Consider the following 23,882-nt stretch of genomic DNA (forward strand, 5'->3'; position numbering starts at 1 on the left):
TCAGGCCGAGTCGGCCCGCAGGACGTCGAGCGCGTGCGCCAGGTCGGGCGGCGGCGGGGAGCGGAAGACGACCCGCTCGCCGGTGGCGGGGTGCTCGAAGCCGAGCTGCTGGGCGTGCAGCCACTGCCGGGTCAGCCCGAGCCGCTCGGCCAGCCGCGGGTCGGCGCCGTAGGTCAGGTCGCCCGCGCAGGGGTGCTTCAGCGCGCTCATGTGCACGCGGATCTGGTGCGTGCGGCCGGTCTCGAGCTCGATGTCGAGCAGTGACGCGGCCCGGAACGCCTCGACGGTCTCGTAGTGCGTGACGCTCGCCCGCCCGCCGGCCTCCTCGGCGACGACGGCCCAGCGCCAGTCGTCGCGGGGGTGCCGGCCGATGGGGGCGTCGACGGTGCCGACGGAGGGGTCGGGGTGGCCCTGGACGACCGCGGCGTAGCGCTTCTCGACGGTGCGGTGGCGGAAGGCGTCCTTGAGCCGGGAGTACGCGACCTCCGACTTCGCGACCACCATGAGCCCGGTGGTCCCGACGTCGAGGCGGTGCACGACGCCCTGGCGCTCGGCCGCGCCCGAGGTGGAGATGCGGAAGCCGGCGGCCGCGAGCCCGCCGATGACGGTCGGGCCCGTCCAGCCGGGCGAGGGGTGCGCCGCGACGCCCACGGGCTTGTCCACGACGACGATGTCGTCGTCGCTGTGGACGATCGTCATGCCCTCGACGCGCAGCGGCACGACCTCGACCGGCCGCGGCGGGTCGGGCAGCTCGACCTCGAGCCAGGAGCCCGCCGAGAGCCGCTGGGACTTGTGGGCCTCGCCGCCGTCGACCCGCACGGCGCCCGCGGCGACGAGCTCGGCGGCGCGGGTGCGGGAGAAGCCGAACAGCCGCGCGAGCCCCGCGTCGAGCCGCTCGCCCTCGAGGCCGTCGGGCACGGGGAGCGAGCGCAGGTCAGGCACGCCGGACCCCGTCCGGGGCGATGCCGCGCAGCGTCTGCAGGCCGATGAGCACGGCCGCGCAGGTGATCCCCGAGTCCGCGACGTTGAACACCGGGAAGTGCGGGAACGCGATGAAGTCCACGACCCTGCCGCGCAGCACCCCGGGCTCGCGGAAGACGCGGTCGGTGAGGTTGCCGACGGCGCCCCCGAGCAGCAGCCCCAGCGCGAGCCCCCACACCGCGGAGCGCAGCCGCGGGGCGGTGCGCACGACGACGACCGCGACGACCACGGCGATGATGCTGAAGATGATCGTCGCGCCGCCCGCGATCCCCCATGCCGCGCCCGGGTTGTGCACGAGGCGCAGCTCGAGCAGCGACCCGACGACGTGGACGGGGTCGCCCTCGTCGAGCCGGCTCTGCGCGAGCGCCTTCGTCACCTGGTCCACGACGTAGACGAGCGCCGCGGCACCGGCGAGCAGGGCGACCGGCGCGCGACCGGCCGCCTGCTGCTCGGCGCCCTCGGGGACGGCCTCGCTCAGCGCCGCTCCTCGCGCTGCTTGCACGCGACGTCGAGCGTCGCGCGCGGGAACGCCTGCAGCCGGGCCTTGCCGATCGGCTGGCCGCAGCTCTCGCAGGCGCCGTACGTGCCGGCCTCGATGCGCGCCAGGGCGCGCTGGGTCTGCTCGAGCATGTCGCGGGCGTTGGCCGCGAGGGAGAGCTCGTGCTCGCGCTCGAAGGTCTTGGTCCCCGCGTCGGCCTGGTCGTCGCCGGCGCCCTCGCCGGAGTCGCGCAGCAGGTCCGCGATCTCGGTCTCGCTCTCGGCGACCTCGCGGCGCAGCCGCTCCGCGTCCGCCTCGAGCTCGGTGCGCACCTCGGCGAGCTCGGCCGCGGTCCACGGCTCCTCGCCGGGGCGCACGGGCAGGTCGAGGACCTCGGTCCCGCCGGCGGTCGCCGCGCCCTCGCCCCCGGCCGGGGCCTTCGCTCCCGCTGCCGTCCTGGCCACAGCTCCCCCTCGGTCCGTACGCGTCACGTAGGCGGGAAGGATACGCGCAGTCAGCGTCGGGCGCTCGGGCAGTCCCCGTACACTGGTCGCGGCGGACGACCAGGCGACGACGGGGCCATCACCCCCGAGCTGCCGGAAGAACGGCGCCCCGGCCTGCAGCGCAGGCCAGGCGCCCAGTAGAACCGGCCGACCCCGCCCCGAGAGAGGGGTCCCGCGCGCCCGCGGGGGGCCCAAGGAGGGTGGTACCGCGGGTCCGGCCGCACCTGCTGCCGGGGTCGTCCCTCCGTCGAGCCGCGCGAGAGCACCGACGGAGCAGGACGCATGACGACGTACGCAGCCCTCCCCCCGCAGGTCGACCTGCCCGCGCTCGAGCGGTCCGTGCTCGAGCTGTGGCGCAGCGAGGGGACGTTCGCGCGGAGCCTCGAGCAGAGCGGGGGCCGCGAGCCCTGGGTGTTCTACGAGGGCCCGCCCACGGCCAACGGCATGCCGGGCACCCACCACGTCGAGGCGCGGGTGTTCAAGGACGCCTTCCCGCGCTACCGCACGATGAAGGGCCGCTTCGTCCCGCGCAAGGCCGGCTGGGACTGCCACGGCCTGCCGGTCGAGCTGGCGGTGGAGAAGGAGCTCGGCTTCTCCGGCAAGAAGGACATCGAGGCCTACGGCATCGCGGAGTTCAACGCGCGCTGCCGGGCCAGCGTGGAGCGCCACGTCGACGCCTTCGAGCTCATGACCGAGCGCATGGGCTACTGGGTCGACATGTCGCAGGCCTACCGCACGATGGACCCGGAGTACGTCGACTCCGTGTGGTGGGCGCTCAAGCAGATCGCCGACAAGGGCCTGCTCGTCGAGGACTACCGCATCGCGCCGTGGTGCCCGCGCGACGAGACGACGCTGTCGGACCACGAGCTCGGCCAGCCCGGCGGCTACGAGACCGTCGTGGACCCCTCGGTCTTCGTCCGCTTCCCGCTCACCTCGGGCCCGCTGGCCGGCGAGGCGTCGCTGCTGGTCTGGACGACGACGCCGTGGACGCTCGTCTCCAACACCGCGGTGGCGGTCAACCCCGCCGTCACGTACGTCGTGGCGACGGACGGCAGCGAGCGCCTCGTCGTCGCCGAGCCGCTGCTCGCCTCCGCGCTCGGCGAGGGCTGGACGGTCGAGCGGACCTTCAGCGGCACCGAGCTCGAGCGCTGGCGCTACGCCCGCCCCTTCGAGCTGCTCGCGTGGCCCGAGGGCGAGGACGGCCACTTCGTGCTGCTCGCCGACTACGTGACGACCGAGGACGGCACCGGTCTCGTCCACCAGTCGCCCGCGTTCGGGGCCGACGACCTCGCGACCTGCCGGGCGTACGGCCTGCCGGTGGTCACGCCGGTGCGCCGCGACGGCACCTTCGACGCCGACCTCCCGCTCGTCGGCGGCATGTTCTTCAAGACGGCCGACCCGTCGCTCGTGGCCGATCTCGACGCTCGGGGCCGGCTCTTCCGCCACGTGCCCTACGAGCACAGCTACCCCCACTGCTGGCGCTGCCACACCGCCCTCATCTACTACGCGACGCCGTCCTGGTACATCCGCACGACGGCGCGCAAGGACGAGCTGCTCCGCGAGAACGAGCGCACGACGTGGTACCCCGAGACCGTCAAGTGGGGCCGCTACGGCGACTGGCTGCGGGGCAACGTCGACTGGGCGCTCTCCCGCTCGCGCTACTGGGGCACTCCGCTGCCGGTGTGGCGCTGCACCGACGGCCACGTCACCGTCGTCGGCTCCCGGGCCGAGCTCGGCGCGCTGGCGGGGCGCGACCTCTCATCGCTCGACCCGCACCGCCCGTACGTCGACGAGGTCGCCCTCGCCTGCCCCGAGTGCGGGGCCGAGGCGCGGCGCGTGCCCGAGGTCATCGACGGCTGGTTCGACTCCGGGGCGATGCCGTTCGCGCAGTGGGGCTACCCCTGGGTCGAGGGCAGCGAGGAGAAGCTCGCCGAGCAGTACCCCGCGCAGTTCATCTGCGAGGCGCAGGACCAGACCCGCGGCTGGTTCTACTCCCTCATGGCCGTCGGCACGCTCGTCTTCGACCGCAGCTCCTACGAGAACGTCCTCTGCCTGGGGCTGATCCTCGCCGAGGACGGCAAGAAGATGAGCAAGCACCTCGGCAACGTGCTGCAGCCGATCCCGCTCATGGACGAGCACGGCGCCGACGCCCTGCGCTGGTTCATGTTCGCCTCCGGCTCGCCGTGGGCCGCGCGCCGCGTCGGCCACCACGCGCTCCAGGAGGTCGTCCGCAAGGTCCTGCTGACCTACTGGAACACCGCGTCGTTCCTCTCGCTGTACGGCCGGACCGCCGGCTTCGAGCCCTTCGCCACGCCGGCGCCGCCGCTCACCGAGCGTCCCCTGCTCGACCGGTGGGCGCTGTCCGAGGCGCACCGGCTCGCCCGCGAGGTCGACGCCGCGATGGAGGTGTTCGACGCGCAGCGGGTCGGCGCGCTGCTCGCCCGCTACGTCGACGACCTCTCCAACTGGTACGTCCGCCGCTCCCGCCGCCGCTTCTGGGACGGCGACCCCGCCGCGCTCGCGACGCTGCACGAGTGCCTCTACGTGCTCACGCTGCTGCTCGCTCCGGTCGTGCCGTTCGTCACCGAGCGGGTGTGGCGCGACCTGTTCGCGTCGACCTCGGACCAGCTGCCGGCGTCGGTGCACCTCGCGACCTGGCCGCGGGTCGACGGCTCCCTCGTCGACGACGAGCTCGCGGGGCAGATGGCCCTCGTCCGCCGGGTCGTCGAGCTCGGGCGCTCGGCGCGTACGGAGCACAAGGTGCGCACTCGCCAGCCGCTCGCCGAGGTGGCCGTGCTCTCCCGCGACTGGGCGGCGCTCCCGGCCGACCTGCGGGCGATCGCGCGCGAGGAGCTCAACGTCGTCTCGGAGGGCGCGCTCTCCGGGGACGAGGCGCTGGTGACGCGGACGGCGAAGCCCAACTTCCGCGCGCTGGGCAAGCGCTTCGGCAAGCGGACGCCGGTCGTCGCCGCGGCCGTCGCCGCCGCCGACCCGGCGCAGCTCGCCACCACCTCGCGCGTGCTCGTCGAGGGCGAGGAGGTGGCACTGGAGGCCGACGACTTCACCGTCACCGAGACGCCGAAGGAGGGCTGGGCCGTCGCGTCCGAGCCGGGGCTGAGCGTCGCGCTCGACCTCACGCTGACCCCGGAGCTCGTCCGTGCGGGCCTCGCCCGCGAGGTCGTCCGGCTGGTGCAGGACGCGCGCAAGTCCAGCGGCTTCGAGGTGAGCGACCGGATCGCCCTGTGGTGGCAGCCGACGGGCGAGCAGCTGACGGCGGCGCTCGCCGAGCACGCCGACCTCGTCGCCCGCGAGGTGCTGGCGGTCTCGGCCGCGGCCGGGCCGGGCCCGGAGGGCTCCCGCGAGGTCCGTGACGACGAGCTCGGGCTGGTGGTCTGGCTGCAGCGGGCCTGACACCCCGGACGCGACGGAGCCCGCCCCCCTCGAGGGGGGCGGGCTCCGTCGTGCGCGGGGTGGTGGCGCGGGGTGGTGGAGCGGCGTCAGCCGACGGACGGCGCCACAGTGCCGGCGTCGAGCCCGCTGAGGTGGCCCTCCACGAAGGAGCGCAGCCGCGTGCGGTACTCCCGCTCGAAGGTCCGCAGCTCCTCGACGCGGCGCTCGAGCACCACCCGCTCGTTCTCCAGCGAGCCCAGCGTCTCGCGGTGCCGCTCGTCGGCCTCGCGGACGAGCTGCTCGGAGCGCTGCCGGGCCTCGGTCTGCACGCGGTCGGCCTCGGCGCGGGCCTCCGCCTGCACCCGCTCGGCCTCGGCGCGGGCCTCGCCGGTCAGCTGCTCGGCCTCGGTGCGGGCCTCGCCGAGGATGCGCTCGGCCTGGCTGCGGGCCTCCGCGACGTACTCGTCGGCGGTGCGCTGGGCGAGCGCGAGGATGCCGGCGGCCTGCTCGGCGCCGCCGGTGACGACCGGCGCAGGAGCCGGGGCAGGGGCGGGAGCCGGAGCGGGCTCGGCGACGGGCTGCGGCTGGGGCACGGGCGCCACCGGGTGCGAGCCGGTGGGGACCTGGTGGGCCCCGGTGCCGGCGCCGGCGACCGGGTGCGAGCCGGTGAAGGGGCCGGCCTCGCCGCGGGCGAGCCGCGCCTGCGCCTCGGACAGCGCGCGCTGGACCTGCGCGAGCTTGGAGCGCAGCTCCTCGTTCTCGCCGTGCAGCCGGCGCAGCTCCGCCTCGACCTCGTCGAGGAAGTCGTCCACCTCCGCCTCGTCGTACCCGCGCCCGAAGCGGTTGCTCGTGAACTGCTTGTTGGCGACGTCCTCAGGGCTGAGAGGCATGAACGCTCCTCGACGGCAGGGGTCGTCGACGACCCGCTGTACGACTAGACCGACAGTGACGAGAGGAGACTAACGCCTACGTAGAGGGCGGCGAGCAGCACCAGGAACGAGAGGTCCAGCGCGACCGTGCCGATCCGCAGCGGCGGGATGAGCCGCCGCAGGGCCTTCAGCGGCGGGTCGGTGACGGTGTAGACGATCTCCGCGAGCACGAGGACGGGCCCCTTCGGGGTCCACGAGCGGGCGAACATCTGCACGTAGTCCAGCACGAGCCGGACGAACAGCACGATGATGTAGAGACGGACGACGTCGATGAGGACGGTGATGGCCGCGGACACCGGTGCAGGCTAGCTCTGGTTGAAGAAGCCGTTCTCCGCCATGCGGGCCCGCTCCTCCGCCGTCACCGAGACGTTGGCCGGGGAGAGCAGGAACACCTTGCTCGTCACCCGCTCGATCGTGCCGCGCAGGCCGAAGATGAGGCCCGCCGCGAAGTCCACGAGGCGCTTGGCGTCGGCGTCGTCCATGTCCGTGAGGTTCATGATCACGGGCGTGCCGGAGCGGAAGCTCTCGCCGATCTGCTTGGCGTCGTTGTAGGACCGCGGGTGGATGGTCGTGATCCGGTCCAGGCCGTACGCCGCGGCGGGCTCGGGGGCCGCGCGGTGCACGGTGGCCAGCGAGCCCTCGGTCCCGAGCGCGGTGGAGCCCTTGCGCAGGTCGGCACCCAGGCGGGAGGGCTCGCGGCGGGGGGCCGGCGCGGGCTCGTCGACCTCGCGGACCGGACGGGCCGCGGCGCGCGCCGGGACCGGCGCGGGAGCGTCGTCGTAGTCCTCGGCGTAGTCCTGGTAGTCCTCGTAGTGCTCGGCGTCGTCCTCGACCAGCCCGAGGTAGACCGCCATCTTGCGCATCCCACCGGCCATGCGGCGCACCTCTCGATCTCTCGTTGCTGACGTGCAGGGCGTCCCACCCGGGGTGGTCCGGCCGCTGGACGTGCGCCCTGCCACCGGCGGTGGCAGGGGTGCCGGCTCGACGTTAGCGGAGCGCGGGACGGTTCCCGAGCAACGCGCTGCCGATCCGGACGTGTGTCGCGCCGGCGGCGACGGCCTGCTCGAGGTCGCCGCTCATGCCGGCCGAGAGCACCCGCGCGGACGGGTGCTCCCGCAGGAGCCGGGCGTGCACCCCGGCGAGCACCGCGAACGCCGGCGCGGGGTCGGCACCGCGCGGCGCGACCGCCATGAGGCCGCCGAGCACGAGCGCGGGCTCCCCCGCGACCGCCTCGGCGAGCGCCGGCACGTCCTCGGGCGCGGCGCCTCCCCGCCCGGGCGCGCCGGGCGGGTCGAGGGCGACCTGGAGCAGCACCTCGAGGGCGCGCCCCCGCCGCTCCGCCGCGCGCGCGAGCGCCGCCACGAGCCGCTGCCGGTCGACCGACTCGACGACGTCGGCGAAGCCGGCAACGGCCGCGGCCTTGTTGGTCTGCAGCTGGCCCACGAAGCGCCAGCGCAGCCCGAGGTCGGCGCACTCGGCGTGCTTGGGGCGCGCCTCCTGCTCGCGGTTCTCCGCCACCTCGCCGACGCCGAGCCCGGCGAGGACCCGGACGTCGGAGGCCGGGTGCGTCTTGGTCACCGCGACGAGCGTCACGGAGCCGGGCTCGCGCCCCGCGCCGGCGCAGGCGGCGGCGATGCGGGTGCGCACCTCCTCCAGCCGGGCGGCGAGCTCCTCGGGCCGCCCGGTCACGCGGGCGCCCCTGGGGGCTCGACCCAGGCGAGGCCGGCCGAGCGCCCGGTGGTCCGGGCGCGCCGGTAGGAGAACAGGTCCGCGTCCTCGTACGTGCACCCCGGGACCTCCTCGGCCGGCACGCCGAGCACGCGCAGCTGCTCGAGCACCCCGGCGGCCACGTCGAGCGCCGGGGTGCCCCAGCGCGTGACGGAGCGGGTCACGGGCTCGACGGCCGCGACCTCCTCGCGCAGCGCCAGGGGGACCTCGTAGCAGCGGCCGCAGACCGACGGCCCGACGCGCGCGACGAGCCGGCCCGCGCCCTGGGCGCGCAGCACCTCGACGAGCTCGGGGACGACGCCGCCGGCCATGCCGCGCCGCCCGGCGTGGGCGACGCCGACCAGCCCCTCGTCCGGTGCCGCGACGAGCACCGGCGTGCAGTCGGCGACAAGGACGCCGAGGACCAGGCCGGGCACGGCGGTGACCAGCCCGTCCGCCTCCGGCGGCGGGCCCCCGAGGGGACCGTGGACGACGACCACCCGGGTCCCGTGGACCTGGGAGGCGATGACGAGGGCCTGCTCGCGGAGCCCGAGGGCCGCGGTCACCCGCCGTCGGTTCTCCGCGACCGCGGCCGGCTCGTCACCGACGTGCGCGGCGAGGTTGAGCGAGTCCCAGGGCTCGCTGCTCACCCCGCCGGCGCGTCCGGTGACGGTCAGCCCGGTCCTCCCGTGGCGCTCCTGCCAGCGCAGCACCGCTTACTTCAGGAAGTCGGGCACGTCGAGGTCGTCCGCGTCGTCGAACACGATCGTCCGCGGACGGGCCTGGCGCGCCTCGCCGGTCCGGGGGTCGCGCTGCTCGCTGCGCGGCGCCGGGGTGCGGCTGGGCTCGAACCGGACCTCGCCGCGCCCGCTCGGCAGCGAGGAGGTGCGGCCGGCGGCGGCGCGGGCCGGCTCCGCCTCGCGGGGCAGCTCGACCTGCTCCTCACGGGGGCGCAGGCCCGCCGGCAGCGCGACCGCCGGCGGCTGGGGCGCGCCGACGGTGCCCGGCACCCGGCGCCCGGCCTCGTGGGTCCCGCGCCGGCGGGGCAGGCCCCCGTCGAAGCCGGCGGCGATGACGGTGACGCGCACCTCGTCGCCCAGGGCGTCGTCGATGACCGCGCCGAAGATGATGTTCGCCTCGGGGTGGGCGGCCTCCGCGACGAGCTGCGCGGCCTCGTTGATCTCGAACAGCCCGAGGTCCGAGCCGCCCGCGATGGACAGCAGCACGCCGTGCGCGCCGTCGATGCTCGCCTCGAGCAGCGGGCTCGCGATCGCCTGCTCGGCGGCCGTGACGGCGCGGTCGTCGCCGCGCGCGTTGCCGATGCCCATGAGCGCGGAGCCGGCGCCCGACATGACGCTCTTGACGTCGGCGAAGTCGAGGTTGATGAGGCCGGGGGTCGTGATGAGGTCGGTGATCCCGGACACGCCCTGCAGCAGCACCTGGTCGGCCTGCTTGAACGCGTCGAGCATGCTGATCTGCCGGTCGGAGATCGAGAGAAGCCGGTCGTTCGGGATGACGATGAGGGTGTCGACCTCGTTGCGGAGCTCCTCGATGCCGCTCTCCGCGCTCGTCGAGCGGCGGCGCCCCTCGAAGCCGAACGGCCGGGTGACGACGCCGATCGTCAGCGCGCCGAGGCTGCGGGCGATCCGCGCCACGACGGGCGCGCCGCCGGTGCCCGTGCCGCCGCCCTCCCCCGCGGTGACGAAGACCATGTCGGCGCCCTTGAGCACCTCCTCGATCTCGTCGGCGTGGTCCTCGGCCGCCTTGCGGCCGACCTGCGGGTCGGCGCCGGCGCCGAGGCCGCGGGTGAGCTCGCGGCCCACGTCGAGCTTGACGTCGGCGTCGCTCATGAGCAGCGCCTGCGCGTCGGTGTTGATCGCGATGAACTCGACGCCCTTGAGGCCGACCTCGATCATCCGGTTGACGGCATTGACGCCACCGCCGCCGATGCCCACGACCTTGATGACCGCCAGGTAGTTCTGCGGTGCTGCCACGTCGGTTGCCCTCCGGTCGGGGCCTGGCGCCATCGCGTCCCGGCCCGGGATCTCGTGCTGTCCTTGCGCTGGGCTGCGGGTCGCTGAACCCTCACCCTCAAGTGGAGCCTTATAGTTATGTCAACTGCTCCATGACGCAGGACGCTAGCCCCGAGGCGGTCGTCCGTGCCGGAGGCGCGCCGTACGGACCGGCGTGTCGCGCGCGTCGTGCCGCCACCGGTCCCCGGGAACGCCGGCGGGGGCTGCCGGACCGTGGTCCGGCAGCCCCCGCTGCTTCCTGCTCCTGCTACTGCTCGTGGTGCTCGGGGCTCAGACCTGCACTCCCCCGCAGCTCGACTCGCACCCCTGCTGGCCCCAGACCGCGGACGCGTCCAGCGCACCGACGACCGGGTCGTGCACGGCCCGCGGCGTGTGGCGCACGGCCGGCGCGCTGGCCGAGGTGGACGGCTGCGGCTGCGTACCCGGCGCCGTGGCCGACGCGGACGGCTGCGGCTGGGTGCCCGGGGCCGAGCTCGAGGGCTGCGGCTGGCTGCCCGGCGCCGTGGCCGAGACGGAGGGCTGCGGCTGCTCGCCCGGCGCGGAGGCCGACGAGCTGGGCTGCGGCTGCGTCCCCGGCGCGGTGGCCGAGCTCGAGGGCTGCGGCTGCTCGCCCGGCGCGGACGCCGAGGACGAGGGCTGCGGGGCGCCCGGGACCGACGAGGAGGCCGACGGGTCCGGAGCCGGGAAGCTCGGCGCCGGGGTCGAGGCGTCGGGGTCGACGACCGTGAAGGCGTGCGGCAGGAGCACCGTGCGCCCGGCCGAGACCACCGAGACGTCGTACGTGCCGGCGACGAACTGGGGCGCCTCGAACGTGATCCGCGAGCTGGTCACCGAGACCAGGCTGCCCACCGGCGAGGAGCCGAGCAGGACCGAGGCGTCGGAGCCGAAGCCCGAGCCGCTGACGGTGATGAGCGTCCCGACCTGGCTCGTCGTGATCCGCGAGGGCGACACCCCGGTGACCTCCATGCCCGAGGGCTGCGAGGGCTGCGGGTCCGCCGAGCGCGTGGGCTGCGGCTGCCCCGCCGGCGAGGACGGCTCCGGCTGCGCGGGCTGCGACGGGTCCGCCGGCTGCGACGGGTCGCTGGACGGGGCGGGCGCGGCCGAGTGCGAGGGCTCCGAGGAGGACGACGGCGCCGGGGCGCCAGGCTCCGAGGCCGGCGAGGACGGCTCCGGCTGCGCGGGCTGCGACGGGTCCGCCGGCTGCGACGGGTCGCTGGACGGGGCGGGCGCGGCCGGGTGCGAGGGCTCCGAGGACGACGACGGCGCCGGGGCGCCCGGCTGCGAGGCCGAGGAGGACGGCTGCGGGTCGGCGGACTGCGTACCCGTCGGGGCAGCGGTCGGCTCGGCGCTCGCGGAGCCGGACGGTGCCGGTGCCCCCGCGCTCGAGCTGGGCTGCGGCGCACCGGTGCCCGTGGAGCTCGACGGGTTCGGCGCCGAGACCGGCGCACCGATGACGAGCGGCGCCACCTGCGGCCGGGTCACGGGCTGGCCGCCCTTGGTCAGCTGCGCGAGGACCGCGTAGTCCCCGTCCGGCAGGTCGAGCGACATCGGCACCGCGTTGGACCCGGTGTACGCCAGCGGGATCGTGACGCTGCCGTCCTCCCCCGTCGTGTACTGCTTGCCCTGCACGGTGATGTCGGTGTCGGCCAGCGCGAGGACGTCCGGCGACTGGTGCACCGCGAGGGTGATGCGCAGACCGTCGGCGCCGTCGGCGGCGCCGTGGACGGCGACCGTCGGGTGCGCGGTGCCGCTGGGCTGGCCGCCCATGCCGGAGAAGGCGTACGTCACGGGACCGCCCACACCGGCGCCGAGGAAGCCGACGTCGAGGCGGCCACCGGTCACGGACCGGCCCTGGAACTGCGGCAGGGTCTTGACCCCGCCGAGGATCGCGGCGCGCACGTCGGCGACCGTGGCGGTCGGGTGCAGCGAGCGGTAGAGCGCGACCGCGCCGGCCACGTTGGGGGCCGAGGCGGAGGTGCCGTCCCAGGCGGAGTAGCCGCCGCCGTACAGCGTCCCGACGATGGCCTGGCCGGGCGCGAACAGGTCGACGGAGCCCGCGCCGTACGCCGAGAAGCCCGTCACCGCGTCGTTGGCGTCGCTCGCCCCGACGGTGATGAGGTTCGGCAGCTGGGCGCTGTCGTGGTAGCTCGCGGGGTACATCGGCGAGCTGTCGCGGTTGCCCGAGTCGTTGCCGGCGGAGGCGATGACCATGACGCCGTGCTGGCCGGCGTACGCGATGGCGTCGCGGAGCTGCTGCGCCGCCCAGTCGTTGCTCGGGCCGCCGAAGGAGCAGTTGACCACGGTCGCGCCGTGGTCCACGGCGTACCGGACGGCCTTGGCGGCGAGGACCACGTCGAGGCCGTTCGCCGTGCCGACCACGAGCGGCATGATCTGCGCGCCGGGCGCGACGCCGGCCGCGCCGACGCCGTTGCCCATGCGGGCGGCCGCGGTGCCCGCGACCCAGGTGCCGTGCCGGACGTCCGCGCCGGTGCCGGCGTTGGTGACGTCGGCGTTGCCCTGGAGGAAGTTCCAGCCGTGGCAGTCGCCGGCGAGCCCGTCGCCGTCGGTGTCCTGCGTGCCGCAGGCCTCGTTCGGGTTCGACCAGAGGGCGCCCTGCAGGTCCTCGTGCGAGGTGTCGAAGCCGGTGTCCACCACCGCGATGACCTGGCCCTGGCCGAGCGTCGCGTCCCACGCCTTCAGCGCGCCGATGTCGGCACCCGCGGTGGCGGTGCCGCTCGCGGCGCGGCCGGTGTTGTGGAGGTTCCAGGCGTAGCCGAAGAGCGCGTCGCTGGGCGCCGCCATGTGCGGCATCATCCGCGCCGCCTCCTGCACGGCGGCGACGCCGGGGAGCTTCGCGACCTCGTCCTTCGGCAGCGTCGTGGCGACGTAGATGCGGCTCTCGTCGACGCGCGAGGCCGTGATGACCCCGGGGGCCTCCTTGATGGCGTCGACGGCCGGGTCGGCCGCCGGCGCGGTCGGCGTGCTGGCGGCCGGGGCGCTCGCGACGGGCGCGGCGGTGCTGGGCTGAGGGGCTGCGACGGCCGGGGCCGGCTTGGCGCTCGCGGCCGGGGTGCTGGCGGCGGGGGCGTTGGCGGCCGGGGTGCTGTCGGCGGGAGCGGGGTCCGCCACGCGGTTGCCGCCGCCGACGACGACCGACTGGCCGTGGTTGGTGTAGACGAGCTGGCCCTTGGCGTTGCGCGACAGCGTGCCGCCCTCGCCGAGCCGCTTCACCGCCGCCTGGTACGCCGGGAGGTCCACCCCGTCGAGCACCGGCTTCGCCGCGGCCTCGAGCGCCGCGGCGACCGTGCGGCCGCGCGTGACGCTGACGGCCTGGCCGCGCGTGGCCGGCGCGGTGCGAGTGGCGGGCGCCGTGCGACCGCCGGTGCGGGCCTTGCCCGCCTTCGTCGGCGCCAGGGTGACGACGTACTGCTGGAAGGCGTCGGGGGCGCTGCTGGTCTTCCACGCCTGCACGCTGTGCAGGTGCGGGCCGCGCGACCCCGCCCAGACCGCTCCGCTGCCGCCGCCGGCGACGAGGACCGCCGCCAGGGCCGTCGCGGTCGCCCGCTTCGGCATGCCCGTCACTGGTACGCGCACCATCGAGGTACCTCCTGCTCCGTCGCTGATCTGCAGGAGGGATCGGCCCCCGCGGCGGCGGGTGCGCAGCGCCGGGCGGGTTGAGGCCTTGGTCCCGGGCCCCGCCGGTGGGGAGGCTCGCCGGGAGGGTCCTTCCTGCAACGCCCGTGATCATGCACGTCTTGGGAGTGGCAGCGGCAGGGGCAGCGGCGGCAGCCGCGGCACAGAGCGGCCGCCCCCTCCACCCCCGTGATCATGCACGTCCTGGGCAGCGGCAGCGGCAGAGGCAGCGGCGGCAGCCGCCGCCCGAAGCGGCCGCCCCCTCCACCCCCGTGATCATGCACGTCCTGGGCACTGGGGGGTTGTCCGCCGACCAGGCCGTGATCATGCACATCGTGGGGAGCGGCGAAGCTGTCAGTGGCACGTGTTGCCTCCGCTGCTGCCGGGTGAGTCTCACAGCGGTGACGGGCTACGGACGCGGCGAAGGAGGAGCCAGCCCCGCGAGATCGACGGAGCGCACTCGCTCCGCATGGGCGGTCGGCACCAGCAGAACTGCGCGGCGAGGTCGGGTCCAGCCCTTGCTCGACTCTCGCCGATCGCGTACTATTCGAACATGCGTTCGAATAAGGGCCCCGAGCGGGGTGACGGGTTGCCCGTCCGCCCCGTGCCCGGGGTCGTCGCGCTGCCCGGACCGGGGTTGCCGTTCGCAAGGGCCGTGGAGCAGGTGGCTGCTGGCCCGATGCTGCTGACATTGGTGCAGCAGCTGAGTCGCGACGAGGGCCTGCTGCGGTCCTGGGCGCTCGCGGGTGAGGGTGCTGCCTCGTTCCGGCCGGAGTCCGTGGTCCTCGCCGACGCGCGGCTGGCGCTGGTGCAGGCCTGCGCGCGGGTGGAGGCTGTGGCAGCCGCGGTGAAGGCCGAGCTCGTCGCCTCGGCTTACGGGCAGATCACGACGGCGACCGCGGAGACGGTGCCGGGCGCGGCTCGGGGTGGTGGCGCAGAGGCCTCCGCGCAGGCGGAGATGGCGCTGGCGCTGCGGATGACCGAGCGCGGGACCGCCGCGATGGTCGACGGCGCGGTGCTGCTCACGTCGCGCCACCCCGGTACGCGGTGGCTGCTCACCGAGGGCCACCTCTCACCCGCACACGCCCGGGTCGTGGTCGACGAGGCGTCCGTCCTCGCCGACGAGGACATCCCCGCACTCGAGGCGGCGGTGCTGCGCCGCGCCCCGGAGCGGACGGTCAGCGAGCTGCGCCGAGACGTGCGCCGCGCGGTCGCCAAGCTCGACCCCCGCGGGGCGGCGGAGCGGCACGCCGACGCCGTCCAGCAGCGCAGTGTGCGGGTCACCCCGCTCCCGGACGGGATGGCGGAGATCCGCGCGCTGCTCACCGCCGACGAGGCACAGGTCGTCTGCGGGGCGCTCGACCGCATCGCCCGAGACCTGCGTCCTGCACCGAGCGAGGAGGGCGGAGCTGGCGCTGCGTCCAGGGCGAGCGGCAGAGGCGGGTTCGCGCACCGCCCTGGCTCACGCGCGGACGCGCTCGTCGCGGTCTGCTCGGTCCTGCTCGACCCGACTGCAGACGGCGACTTCCTCCCCGCCTTGACCAGGACGGCCGCGCCGGTCGCAGTGCAGGTGCAGATCTCCGCCGCCACCCTCCTCGGCCTCGCCGAGGACCCCGCGCACCTCGTGGGCCACGGGCCGATCCCCGCCGACCTCGGCCGCCTCCTCGCCAGCGACGGGACCTGGCAGCTCGCCATCACCGACCCCGACGGCCGGCTCCTCGACCTCCACCGCCTCCGCTACCAGCCCACCGCCGCCCAACGCGCACGGGTGACCGCGCTGTGGCTGCACTGCGGACACCCCACCTGCTCCGTACCCGCGGCCCGCTGCGACGTCGACCACACGGTGCCGTACAACCACGACGAGCCCGACGACCCCGGCGGCGGGCACACCACCTGCCGCAACCTCTGCCCCAGATGCAGGCTCCACCACAACCTCAAGACCTGGTGGGGCTGGACCACCACACCACTCCCCGACGGCACCATCGCCCACCGCACCCCACTCGGCCGCATCTACGAAGCACGACCAGAACCCCAACCCTGCGCCGCCTGACTCAGCCGTCGGCAGTGGAGAGAACCCCGAGCAGCAGCAGTACCAGCACGACCGCCCAGCCCCGCCGGCACCAGCCGGACGGGGCCAGCGGCATGCAGTGCGGCGGGCGGTAGGCCGCGACGCGGAGCCGCCCGCCCTGAGCCCGCCCTAAGCCCCGAGCCCTACGCCCGACCAGCGCCCAGCGGCGCGCCGACGACCGTCGCGCGGCCGGCGAGCTTCGCGGCGTACAGCGCGTCATCAGCGGCACGGACGAGCTCGCCCACCTCGCCGCGCGGCACCGGGTGCACGACCGCCCACCCCGCGCTGATGCTGAGCAGCCCCGCGTCGACGCCGTCCGCGTGCTCGATCCCCAGCCGGCGCACCCCGTCGAGCAGCCGCGCCGCGACGGTGGCAGCCCCGTCGTCGCCGGTCGCGGGGAGCACGAGCGCGAACTCCTCCCCGCCGTACCGCGCGGGCAGGTCCTCGCCGCGCACGGCGACGGCGCGCAGCACGCCGGCGACCGCGCGCAGGGAGGCGTCGCCGGCGGGGTGGCCGTAGCGGTCGTTGAACTGCTTGAACCGGTCGACGTCGCACAGCACGAGCGCGAGCGGGGCGGCGTGCCGGGCGCAGCGGTCCCAGGCGCGCTGCAGCGCGGCGTTGAAGGCACGCCGGTTGGCGACGCCGGTCAGCTCGTCGACGAGGCTGAGCCGCTCGAGCTCGGCGTTGGCGCGCAGCAGCTCGGCCTCGGCAGCGCGTCGGGTCGCGACCTCCGCCTCGAGCTGGCGGGTGCGCAGCGACACGAGCCGCTCGAGCCCGTGGGCGTACCCCTGCAGCTCGCGCTCGCGCGCGAGCGCGTCGAGGGCGCGGGAGAGGTCCACCTGGAGCACGTCGGACAGGCGGGCGCGGGCGCTCTCCCCGTCGAAGTCGTAGACGAGGTAGCCGTGCCGCCCGCGGTGGCCGAAGAGCACCTGGACCACCCGCGCCGGCAGCAGCCGCTCCTCCAGACCGGCCGGCAGCAGCCGCTCGGCAGGGACCACTGGCCGCGACGCGGGCGCGGGCACGGACGTCGCGCCGTCGACGTACGCCAGGGCGAGCCGTCGCTCCCCCGCCTCGTCGAGCACGAGGAAGCACTGGCGCAGGCCGAGCCGCGTCAGCCGCAGCGCCAGCTCCTCGACCACCTCCTCCACGGTCGTGCACGCGCTGACCGCCCGGCTCAGCTCCAGCGCCGAGTCGAGCGAGGACCGGTCGAGCAGCGCGCCGCGCCCGTCCTCCAGCTCGCGGCGGCGCTCGACCACCGCAGCGCCGGAGGAGGCGCGGCGCACCAGCCGGCTCGGCAGCCGCACTCCCACCCGGGCGTGCGCCGCGGCAGCCCGGCCGGCCGCGAGGTCGAGCACGAGGCGGGCGGCGGCGCGCCCCTGGGCCTCCAGCTCCTGCGCCACGCTCGTGATGCCGACGACGTCCGCCTCCCAGCCGTCGTCGAAGCCCGTCACGCGGACGTCGCGCGGGACCCGCCGGCCCGCGGCGGCGAGGGCGTCGACCGCGGCGAGGGCCATGACGTCGTTGGCGGCCACGACGGCGTCCGGCTGCGTGCCGCTCGCGAGCAGGGCGCTGACGGCGCGGAACGCCGGCTCGTGGTGGAAGCGCCCCTCGACGAGCAGCGCCTCGTCGACCGGGATGCCGCGGGCCGCGAGCTCGGCGCGGAAGACCGCCTCCCGCTGCTCGGAGTCCGGGTTGCCCGGGTCCCCGCGCAGGAAGGCCGGACGGCGCACGCCCTGCTCGTCGAGCAGGTGCGCCATCAGCGCGCGCATGCCCGGCCGGTTGTCGCACTCCACCGTCGGCACCCCGGGCAGCCGGCGGGCGATGCCGACGACGGGGACGCCCGCCTCGCGGGCGGCCGCGGCGAGCACCCCCTCGGTGGCAGGGACGCGCAGGGCCGTGACGACGAGGCCGCGCACCCGCCGGGTCTGCAGGAGCCGGACGAGCAGCTGCCCGTCCTGGACGTCGCGGGGGTGGCTGACGACGACGAGGAGCGGGACGCCCGTCCCGGCCAGCTCGTCCTGCATGCCGCGCACGACCCGGCGCTGGTAGTCGGTCATCTCGTCGACCACCACCGCCACGACCGCGTCTGCGGAGTCCTGCATCTCGTCCTCCTGCCCTGCTCATCGGCAGGGCGGAGCCCGACCTGCGCCGCCGGACGGGCTCCGCGGACGACGCGGTCAGGAGGGCAGGACGACCTCGCCGCGGCGCAGGGCGGCGTACGCGTCCGGGTCCCGCTCCGCCAGCTCGCGGCGCGAGGTCCGGCGCAGCCGCAGCACCTGCCAGGCGCCGAGCGCCCAGACGGGGTACTGCAGCGCCATCGCCCAGCGCAGCGCGTGCGCGGCGTAGTGGCCCGGCGGGGAGAGCTCCTGCACGACCAGCCCCACGAGCAGGACGGTGGTGAGCGAGGCGGCGAAGCCGCCGACGTTGACGATGCCGCTGGCGCTGCCGGCCCGCCGGGCGGGGTTGAAGGTCCGCGCGTAGTCGAAGCCGATCATCGAGCCCACGCCGTTGCAGCCGAGGACGACGACGAGCCCGACCAGCAGCGGCGTCGGCGCGTGCCCGGGCCAGAGCAGCACGAGCGCCCAGGCCGCGGCGCTGATCGCCACGATGGTGAGCACGAGCCACGACCGGTGGAAGGGGTAGCGCCCGACGAGCCCGCCGACGACCGGCCCGGCGGCCATGCCCGTCAGCGTGAGCAGCGTGAGCAGGGCGGCGGCCTGCCCCGAGCTGCGCCCCTCGGCCACGACGAGGAAGGGGAAGCCCCAGAGCAGGGTGAAGACGTTGCCGCTGAACTGCGTGGACAGGTGCGTCCAGAACCCCAGCCGGGTGCCGGGCTCGCGCCACGCGTCGGCCACGTGCTGGCGCAGCTCGCCGGTCGTCGCGGCGGGCGGCGTACCGCCGGGCAGCGGGGTGTCGCGCACGACGAGCCCGAGCACGACCGCGAGGACGAGGGAGACGGCCGCGGCCGCGGTGAACGTCGCGCTCCAACCCGGGCCGTGGAGCGCCGCGGTCAGCGGGTACGACGACACGATCGCGCCCAGCGCACCGATCTGGCCGGTGAGCTGCACGAACAGCGGGTTGCGCCGGGCCGGGAACCACGCGCCGACCAGCCGCAGCACGCTGATGAAGGTGAGCGCGTCGCCGCATCCGAGCACCCCGCGGGCGAGGGCTGCGAGCGGGACGCCGTGCGCCTGGGCGAGCAGCTCCTGGCCGAGCGCCATGAGCAGCGCGCCCGTGACGAGCAGGCGGCGCGGGCCGAGGCGGTCGAGCAGCGCCCCGACGGGGATCTGCATCGCGGCGTAGACGCTGAGCTGCACGAGCGAGAGCACGCCGAGCAGGCCGGCGCTGATGCCGAGCCGGTCGGTCGCGAGGAGCCCGGCGACGCCGAGCGACGAGCGGTGGAAGACCGCCGCGCAGTAGCCGACGACCGCCACGCCCCACACGAGGTACGCCCGGGCGGAGCTGGGCGCGCTGGTGGTCCGCGGCGTGGTCGTGGAGGGGGCGCTCATGCCCCTCCAGGGTACGCCGGGCTCAGCCCGTGGGCGTCGGCGCCGGGGCGCCGCGGACGGTCGGCGCCTCGGGTGCGCTGACGTCGTAGACCGTCCCGCCGGAGACCGAGCGCATGAGCACGGCCAGCACCTGGGCCTTGCGGGCCGAGCCCTCGGGGCTCCCCCACACGACCGACGACCCGCCGTGCAGGCGCAGCGTGACGCTGTCCACGCTGTCGGCGTCGACGCTGGTGAGCTGTGCGAGCACGGCTCCCGGGAGCACGGCCACGACCGCGGCGGCCGAGCGCAGGGCGCCGGTGTCGCCCCGCCGCGTACGGATCACGGGGACGTCCGCGGAGCGGCCGGCTGTGGCCGGGGCGGCAGCGAAGGCGGTGCCGGCGGCGTCGACGTAGGACCAGCCCGAGCCCTTCTGGACGACGGCGACGGGCTGCCGCTCGACCACCTGCACGCGCAGGGTGTGCGGCCAGACGCGCGTCACGGTCGCCGAGGCCACCGCCGGCAGGGCCCGGACGCGGCGGGCGGCCGCGGCCGGGTCGACGCGCGGGAGCGGGAACCCGGCGCGGACGCCCACGGCGGCGCGCACCGCCGCGGCGGGCACCCGGTCGGTGCCGCGCACCTCGACCGTGTGCACGCCGAGCGCGCTGGTGCCGAGCGCCACCCAGCCGGCCAGCACGAGCACGGTCACGACGCCGAGCAGCGCGACCAGCGCGCGGCGCGAGAGCCAGGGACGGCGTACGGGCTGAGGAGCCGGCCGCGACGACTCGCGCGCCACGCGGACGGTCGCCCCGCCGGGCCGGCGCCCAGCGCGGCCGGGGCGCACCGCGGTCCGGCGGGCCGTCATCCCCGCGCCCCGAGCAGCTCGAGCGCCTCGGGGCCGATCATCGTGACGTCGCCGGCCCCGAGGGTGAGGACGAGGTCGCCGGGGCGGGCGAGCTCCGCGAGGCGCCCGGCAACGGCCGACCAGGAGGGCTCGTAGACGACCTCGCCGGCCGGCAGCGGCACGGCGGCGGCCACGGCCTCGCCGGTCGCTCCCGGCACCGGGTCCTCGCCCGCGGCGTACACGTCCATGACGACGACGGCGTCGGCCAGGCCGAGGGCGGCGCCGAACTCGTCGCGGAAGGCGGCGGTGCGGCTGTAGCGGTGCGGCTGGAAGGCGACGACGAGCCGGCCGCCGTGCGCGACCGAGCGCGCGGCGGACAGCGTCGCGCGGATCTCGGTCGGGTGGTGGGCGTAGTCGTCGAAGACGCGGACGCCGCCGGCGGTGCCCTTCGCCTCGAAGCGGCGCCGGGTGCCGCTGAAGCGCTCGAGCCCCTCACGCACCTCCGCGGCGGAGAAGCCCAGGCCGAGCGCGGTCGTCAGCGCGGCCGCGGCGTTGAGCGCGTTGTGCCGCCCGGGCACCTGCAGCGCCACCTCGCCCACGCGCCGGCCCTGCACGACCGCGGTGAAGCGGGAGCCCGACCCCGCGACGTAGAGGTCCTCGATGCGCACGCCCGCCGCGGCGCTCTCGCCGTAGCTGCGCACGTCGATGCCCTCCGCGGATGCGGTACGCGCCAGGGCCACCGCGCCCGGGTCGTCGGCGCACGTCACGAGGAAGCCGCCCGGCTGGATGCGGCGCGCGAAGGCCTCGAAGGCCGCTGCGACGGCCTCCCCCGTGCCGTAGTGGTCGAGGTGGTCGGCCTCGACGTTGGTGACGATCGCGGCGGAGGGCGAGTAGAGCAGGAACGAGCCGTCGCTCTCGTCGGCCTCCGCGACGAACAGGTCGCCCGAGCCGTTGTGGGCGTTGGCCCCGGACTCGTTGAGGCTGCCGCCGATCGCGAACGACGGGTCGGCCCCGCAGTGCTGCAGCGCGACGGTGAGCATCGACGTCGTCGTCGTCTTGCCGTGGGTCCCGGCCACGGCGAGGGCGCGGCGCCCGGCCATGACGGCGGCGAGCGCGGCCGCGCGCGGGAGCACGAGCAGGCCCCGGGCGCGGGCCTCGACGAGCTCGGGGTTGTCCGGGCGGATCGCGCTCGACACGACGACGGTGTCGGCGCCGCTGACGTTGTCCGCCGCGTGCCCGACGTGCACGGTCGCGCCGAGCGCGCGCAGCGCGGTCAGGGCGCGGGAGTCGCGTGCGTCGCTGCCGGAGACCGACGCCCCGCGGGCGAGCAGGATCCGCGCGATGCCGGACATCCCGGCACCCCCGATGCCGACGAAGTGGACGCGGCCCAGCTGGTCGGCCGGCGGCACGGGGTCGGGGGCGGGCACGGCGCTCACGAGGGGTCCTCCCGGGACGAGCGCCCGGCGCCGGCGGCGAGCACGAGGTCGGCGAGACGGTCGTCGCCGTCCCGGCGGCCGAACGCGGCGGCCGCGGCCGACATCCTCCCAAGCCGCTCGGGGTCGCGGAGCAGCGGGAGCAGGGTCCGCTCGACCTCCTCCGGCGTGCAGGCCGCGTCCTCGACGAGCAGCCCCCCGCCGGCCGCGACCACCGGTGCGGCGTTGAGCCGCTGCTCGCCGTTGCCGTGCGGGAACGGCACGTACGCCGCGGGCAGGCCGACCGCCGCCAGCTCGCTGCACGTCATCGCCCCGGACCGGCACAGCACGAGGTCGGCCGCGGCATACGCGAGGTCCATCCGGTCGAGGTACTCGCGCACCGCGTAGCGCGGGTCGTCGGGCACGTCGACCGCTCCCCCGCGCCCGACCGCGTGCAGCACCTGCACGCCGGCGTCGAGCAGGGCCCGCGCCGCTCCGGAGGCCGCCCGGTTGAGCGTGCGCGCGCCCTGCGAGCCGCCGAAGACGAGCAGGCACGGCGCGTCCGGGTCCAGCCCGAGCTCCGCGCGGGCCGGCTGTCGGGCCGCGGCGCGGTCGAGCGTGCTGATCGAGCGGCGCAGCGGCATCCCGACGTACTCCGCGTGCGGCAGCGTGCTGTCCGGCCAGGCGCTCCCGACGGCGTCGGCCATCCGTGCGCCGAGCCGGTTGGCGAGGCCCGGACGGACGTTGGCCTCGTGGACGACGACGCGCGCACCGGTCCGCCGCGCCGCGAGGTACGCGGGGGCCGCGACGTAGCCGCCGAAGCCGACGACGACGTCGGCGTCCACGTCGCGCAGCACCGCAGCGGTCTCGGCGACGGCGGACCGGACGCGCAGCGGGAGCGCGAGCAGCTGCGGCGTGGGCCTGCGCGGGACGGGCACGGGCGGGATCATCCGCAGCTCGTAGCCGCGGTCGGGGACGAGCCGCGCCTCCAGCCCGCGCGGGGTGCCGAGCGCGGTGATGCCGATCGAGGGGTCGCGCCGGCGCAGGGCGTCGGCGAGGGCGAGCGCGGGCTCGACGTGCCCCGCGGTGCCGCCGCCGGCGAGCACGACGTGCATCAGCGGCCGACCTGCTCGGGCACCCGGACGGCCACGGGCTCCGGCAGCGGGAGCACCGCCCGGGCGGCGCGCTCCTCCTTGGCCTGGGCCCGCGCCAGGCTGAGCAGCAGGCCGATGGCCGCCAGCGTCGTCAGCAGCGCCGACCCGCCCGCGGAGACGAGCGGCAGGGGGATGCCGATGACCGGCATGAGGCCGACGACGGCGCCGATGTTGACGAGGGTCTGGAAGCCGAGCCACGTGGTGACGCCCGCGGCGGCGAGCTGCTCGAACCGGCCGGTGGAGCGCAGGGCCACGCGGTAGCCGCCGTAGCAGAGGGCGGTGTAGAGCAGGAGCACGCTGATGGTGCCGAGCAGTCCCAGCTCCTCGCCGATGATCGCGAAGATGAAGTCGTTCTGGGCCTCGGGCAGGTTGCCCCACTTCTCGCGCGAGGCCCCGAGCCCGACGCCGAACCAGCCGCCCGTCCCGAGGGCGTACCGCCCGTGCAGCGGCTGGTAGTTGACCTGCGCGACGTCGCTGCTCGGGTCCAGCCAGGCCGAGATGCGGCCGACGCGGTTGGCGTTGGTCGCGGCGAGCAGGCCGGCGAGGCCGCCGCCGACGCCGAGGACGAGCCCGAACAGCCGGAACGGCGCCCCCGCGAAGAAGAGCAGGGCGAGCAGGATGACGATGAGGACGAGCGCGGTGCCGAGGTCGTTGCCCCACAGGACGAGCAGCAGGACGACGCCCGTCACCGGGACCAGCGGCACGAGCAGGTGCTTCCACTGGGTGAGCAGCTTGTGCTTGCGGGTCAGCAGGTCCGCGCCCCACAGGATCAGCGCGAGCTTCGCCGCCTCGCTGGGCTGGACCTGCACGCCGCCGACGACGATCCAGTTCGTGTTGCCGTTGACCGAGTGCGACCCCGCGACCTGGACGAGGGCCAGCAGGGTGCCGGCGACGAGCAGCGAGGGGTACGCGAGGGCGCGCCACGCCCGCACGGGCAGCCGGGCGCAGACGAAGAGCACGGGGAGGCCGAGCGCGAAGAACCGCACCTGCTTGCGCCAGAACCAGAACGACGAGCCGTGGTCGCGGTAGGACTCGACGCTCGAGGCGGAGAGCACCATGACGAGCCCGAGCAGGACGAGCAGGCCCGCGCTGCCGAGGATGATGACGAACGCGGCGTTCGGCCGCTCGAGCAGCCCCTTGACGCTGGCGACCGCGCCCGCGCCGGGCGTGGGCAGCTGCCGCCGCGTGCGGACGCGTGCCGCGGTCCCGCTCATCCGCTGCCCCCTGCCGCTCGCTCGTGCCCCCTGCGCGCGACGATCGTACGG

At 76.0% G+C, this 23,882-nt stretch carries 18 protein-coding genes; 2 read left to right on the forward strand and 16 right to left on the reverse strand.

Going from position 1 to position 23,882, the window contains the following annotated elements:
* Genes EV189_RS16230 through EV189_RS20795 form a run of 3 tightly spaced genes read right to left on the reverse strand, consistent with a single transcriptional unit; the run spans window position 1 to window position 1,923 of the window.
* Window positions 1-942 (reverse strand): RluA family pseudouridine synthase, encoded by a 942-nt coding sequence (locus EV189_RS16230; RefSeq protein ID WP_130494017.1) that lies wholly within the window; start codon window positions 940-942, stop codon window positions 1-3.
* A complete protein-coding gene (locus tag EV189_RS20320) occupies window positions 935-1,483 on the reverse strand; it encodes a signal peptidase II (protein ID WP_165400345.1) in 549 nt (182 codons plus the stop codon). The genes EV189_RS16230 and EV189_RS20320 overlap by 8 nt, the downstream gene beginning before the upstream one ends.
* Entirely contained in the window at window positions 1,456-1,923 is a 468-nt protein-coding gene (locus EV189_RS20795) for a TraR/DksA family transcriptional regulator (RefSeq protein ID WP_231116483.1), read from the reverse strand. The genes EV189_RS20320 and EV189_RS20795 overlap by 28 nt, the downstream gene beginning before the upstream one ends.
* 321 nt (window positions 1,924-2,244) lie before the next feature.
* Here EV189_RS20795 and ileS point away from each other — a divergent pair, with 321 nt between their 5' ends.
* Window positions 2,245-5,373 carry an isoleucine--tRNA ligase gene (gene ileS / locus EV189_RS16245; protein ID WP_130494019.1) on the forward strand — a complete coding sequence of 1,043 codons (3,129 nt, stop codon included), beginning with the start codon at window positions 2,245-2,247 and terminating at the stop codon, window positions 5,371-5,373.
* 86 nt (window positions 5,374-5,459) lie between these two features.
* On the opposite strand, the gene EV189_RS16250 is transcribed toward ileS, so the two are convergent.
* The 7 genes from EV189_RS16250 to EV189_RS16280 form a co-directional block, all read right to left on the reverse strand.
* Window positions 5,460-6,242, reverse strand: a complete 783-nt coding sequence (locus tag EV189_RS16250; protein ID WP_130494020.1) for a DivIVA domain-containing protein — start codon at window positions 6,240-6,242, stop codon at window positions 5,460-5,462.
* A 44-nt stretch (window positions 6,243-6,286) separates the two neighbouring features.
* Window positions 6,287-6,577 (reverse strand): YggT family protein, encoded by a 291-nt coding sequence (locus EV189_RS16255; RefSeq protein WP_130494021.1) that lies wholly within the window; start codon window positions 6,575-6,577, stop codon window positions 6,287-6,289.
* A 9-nt stretch (window positions 6,578-6,586) separates the two neighbouring features.
* Entirely contained in the window at window positions 6,587-7,156 is a 570-nt protein-coding gene (locus EV189_RS16260; protein ID WP_130494022.1) for a cell division protein SepF, read from the reverse strand.
* Window positions 7,157-7,268: 112 nt separating this feature from the next.
* Window positions 7,269-7,970: a YggS family pyridoxal phosphate-dependent enzyme gene (locus EV189_RS16265; RefSeq protein WP_130494023.1), complete on the reverse strand. Its 702-nt coding sequence runs from the start codon at window positions 7,968-7,970 to the stop codon at window positions 7,269-7,271.
* Window positions 7,967-8,701: a peptidoglycan editing factor PgeF gene (pgeF, locus tag EV189_RS16270; RefSeq protein WP_231116484.1), complete on the reverse strand. Its 735-nt coding sequence runs from the start codon at window positions 8,699-8,701 to the stop codon at window positions 7,967-7,969. The genes EV189_RS16265 and pgeF overlap by 4 nt, the downstream gene beginning before the upstream one ends.
* A 3-nt stretch (window positions 8,702-8,704) precedes the next feature.
* Window positions 8,705-9,982, reverse strand: coding sequence for a cell division protein FtsZ (gene ftsZ, locus EV189_RS16275; RefSeq protein ID WP_130494024.1), 1,278 nt, complete (start codon window positions 9,980-9,982; stop codon window positions 8,705-8,707).
* A gap of 309 nt (window positions 9,983-10,291) precedes the next feature.
* The gene (locus EV189_RS16280; RefSeq protein WP_130494025.1) at window positions 10,292-13,618 is read right to left on the reverse strand and encodes a S8 family serine peptidase; all 3,327 of its coding nucleotides are present in this window, start codon (window positions 13,616-13,618) and stop codon (window positions 10,292-10,294) included.
* A gap of 589 nt (window positions 13,619-14,207) precedes the next feature.
* Between EV189_RS16280 and EV189_RS16285 the strand changes: the two genes are divergently transcribed.
* Window positions 14,208-15,704 carry an HNH endonuclease signature motif containing protein gene (locus EV189_RS16285; protein ID WP_165400346.1) on the forward strand — a complete coding sequence of 499 codons (1,497 nt, stop codon included), beginning with the start codon at window positions 14,208-14,210 and terminating at the stop codon, window positions 15,702-15,704.
* 161 nt (window positions 15,705-15,865) lie between these two features.
* On the opposite strand, the gene EV189_RS16290 is transcribed toward EV189_RS16285, so the two are convergent.
* The 6 genes from EV189_RS16290 to ftsW form a co-directional block, all read right to left on the reverse strand.
* Window positions 15,866-17,824, reverse strand: coding sequence for a diguanylate cyclase domain-containing protein (locus EV189_RS16290; RefSeq protein WP_130494027.1), 1,959 nt, complete (start codon window positions 17,822-17,824; stop codon window positions 15,866-15,868).
* A gap of 75 nt (window positions 17,825-17,899) precedes the next feature.
* Window positions 17,900-19,231 carry an MFS transporter gene (locus tag EV189_RS16295; RefSeq protein ID WP_130494028.1) on the reverse strand — a complete coding sequence of 444 codons (1,332 nt, stop codon included), beginning with the start codon at window positions 19,229-19,231 and terminating at the stop codon, window positions 17,900-17,902.
* A gap of 22 nt (window positions 19,232-19,253) precedes the next feature.
* Window positions 19,254-20,072, reverse strand: coding sequence for a cell division protein FtsQ/DivIB (locus EV189_RS16300; RefSeq protein WP_130494029.1), 819 nt, complete (start codon window positions 20,070-20,072; stop codon window positions 19,254-19,256).
* Window positions 20,069-21,487, reverse strand: a complete 1,419-nt coding sequence (gene murC / locus EV189_RS16305) for a UDP-N-acetylmuramate--L-alanine ligase (RefSeq protein WP_231116485.1) — start codon at window positions 21,485-21,487, stop codon at window positions 20,069-20,071. The genes EV189_RS16300 and murC overlap by 4 nt, the downstream gene beginning before the upstream one ends.
* Window positions 21,484-22,578: an undecaprenyldiphospho-muramoylpentapeptide beta-N-acetylglucosaminyltransferase gene (murG, locus tag EV189_RS16310; protein ID WP_130494030.1), complete on the reverse strand. Its 1,095-nt coding sequence runs from the start codon at window positions 22,576-22,578 to the stop codon at window positions 21,484-21,486. Before murG ends, murC begins: the two co-directional genes overlap by 4 nt.
* Window positions 22,578-23,831, reverse strand: coding sequence for a putative lipid II flippase FtsW (gene ftsW, locus EV189_RS16315; protein ID WP_130494031.1), 1,254 nt, complete (start codon window positions 23,829-23,831; stop codon window positions 22,578-22,580). Before ftsW ends, murG begins: the two co-directional genes overlap by 1 nt.
* Window positions 23,832-23,882 lie beyond the last annotated feature (51 nt).

This window comes from Motilibacter rhizosphaerae (assembly GCF_004216915.1).
GTDB lineage: Bacteria > Actinomycetota > Actinomycetes > Motilibacterales > Motilibacteraceae > Motilibacter > Motilibacter rhizosphaerae.

Excerpts from the sequence above, each read along its gene's own strand:
- ileS (WP_130494019.1), top strand. The coding sequence starts at position 2,245 with ATGACGACGTACGCAGCCCTCCCCCCGCAGGTCGACCTGCCCGCGCTC.
- EV189_RS16250 (WP_130494020.1), bottom strand. The coding sequence starts at position 6,242 with ATGCCTCTCAGCCCTGAGGACGTCGCCAACAAGCAGTTCACGAGCAAC.
- EV189_RS16260 (WP_130494022.1), bottom strand. The coding sequence starts at position 7,156 with ATGGCCGGTGGGATGCGCAAGATGGCGGTCTACCTCGGGCTGGTCGAG.
- EV189_RS16280 (WP_130494025.1), bottom strand. The coding sequence starts at position 13,618 with ATGGTGCGCGTACCAGTGACGGGCATGCCGAAGCGGGCGACCGCGACG.
- EV189_RS16285 (WP_165400346.1), top strand. The coding sequence starts at position 14,208 with ATGCGTTCGAATAAGGGCCCCGAGCGGGGTGACGGGTTGCCCGTCCGC.
- EV189_RS16290 (WP_130494027.1), bottom strand. The coding sequence starts at position 17,824 with ATGCAGGACTCCGCAGACGCGGTCGTGGCGGTGGTGGTCGACGAGATG.
- EV189_RS16295 (WP_130494028.1), bottom strand. The coding sequence starts at position 19,231 with ATGAGCGCCCCCTCCACGACCACGCCGCGGACCACCAGCGCGCCCAGC.
- EV189_RS16300 (WP_130494029.1), bottom strand. The coding sequence starts at position 20,072 with ATGACGGCCCGCCGGACCGCGGTGCGCCCCGGCCGCGCTGGGCGCCGG.
- murG (WP_130494030.1), bottom strand. The coding sequence starts at position 22,578 with ATGCACGTCGTGCTCGCCGGCGGCGGCACCGCGGGGCACGTCGAGCCC.
- ftsW (WP_130494031.1), bottom strand. The coding sequence starts at position 23,831 with ATGAGCGGGACCGCGGCACGCGTCCGCACGCGGCGGCAGCTGCCCACG.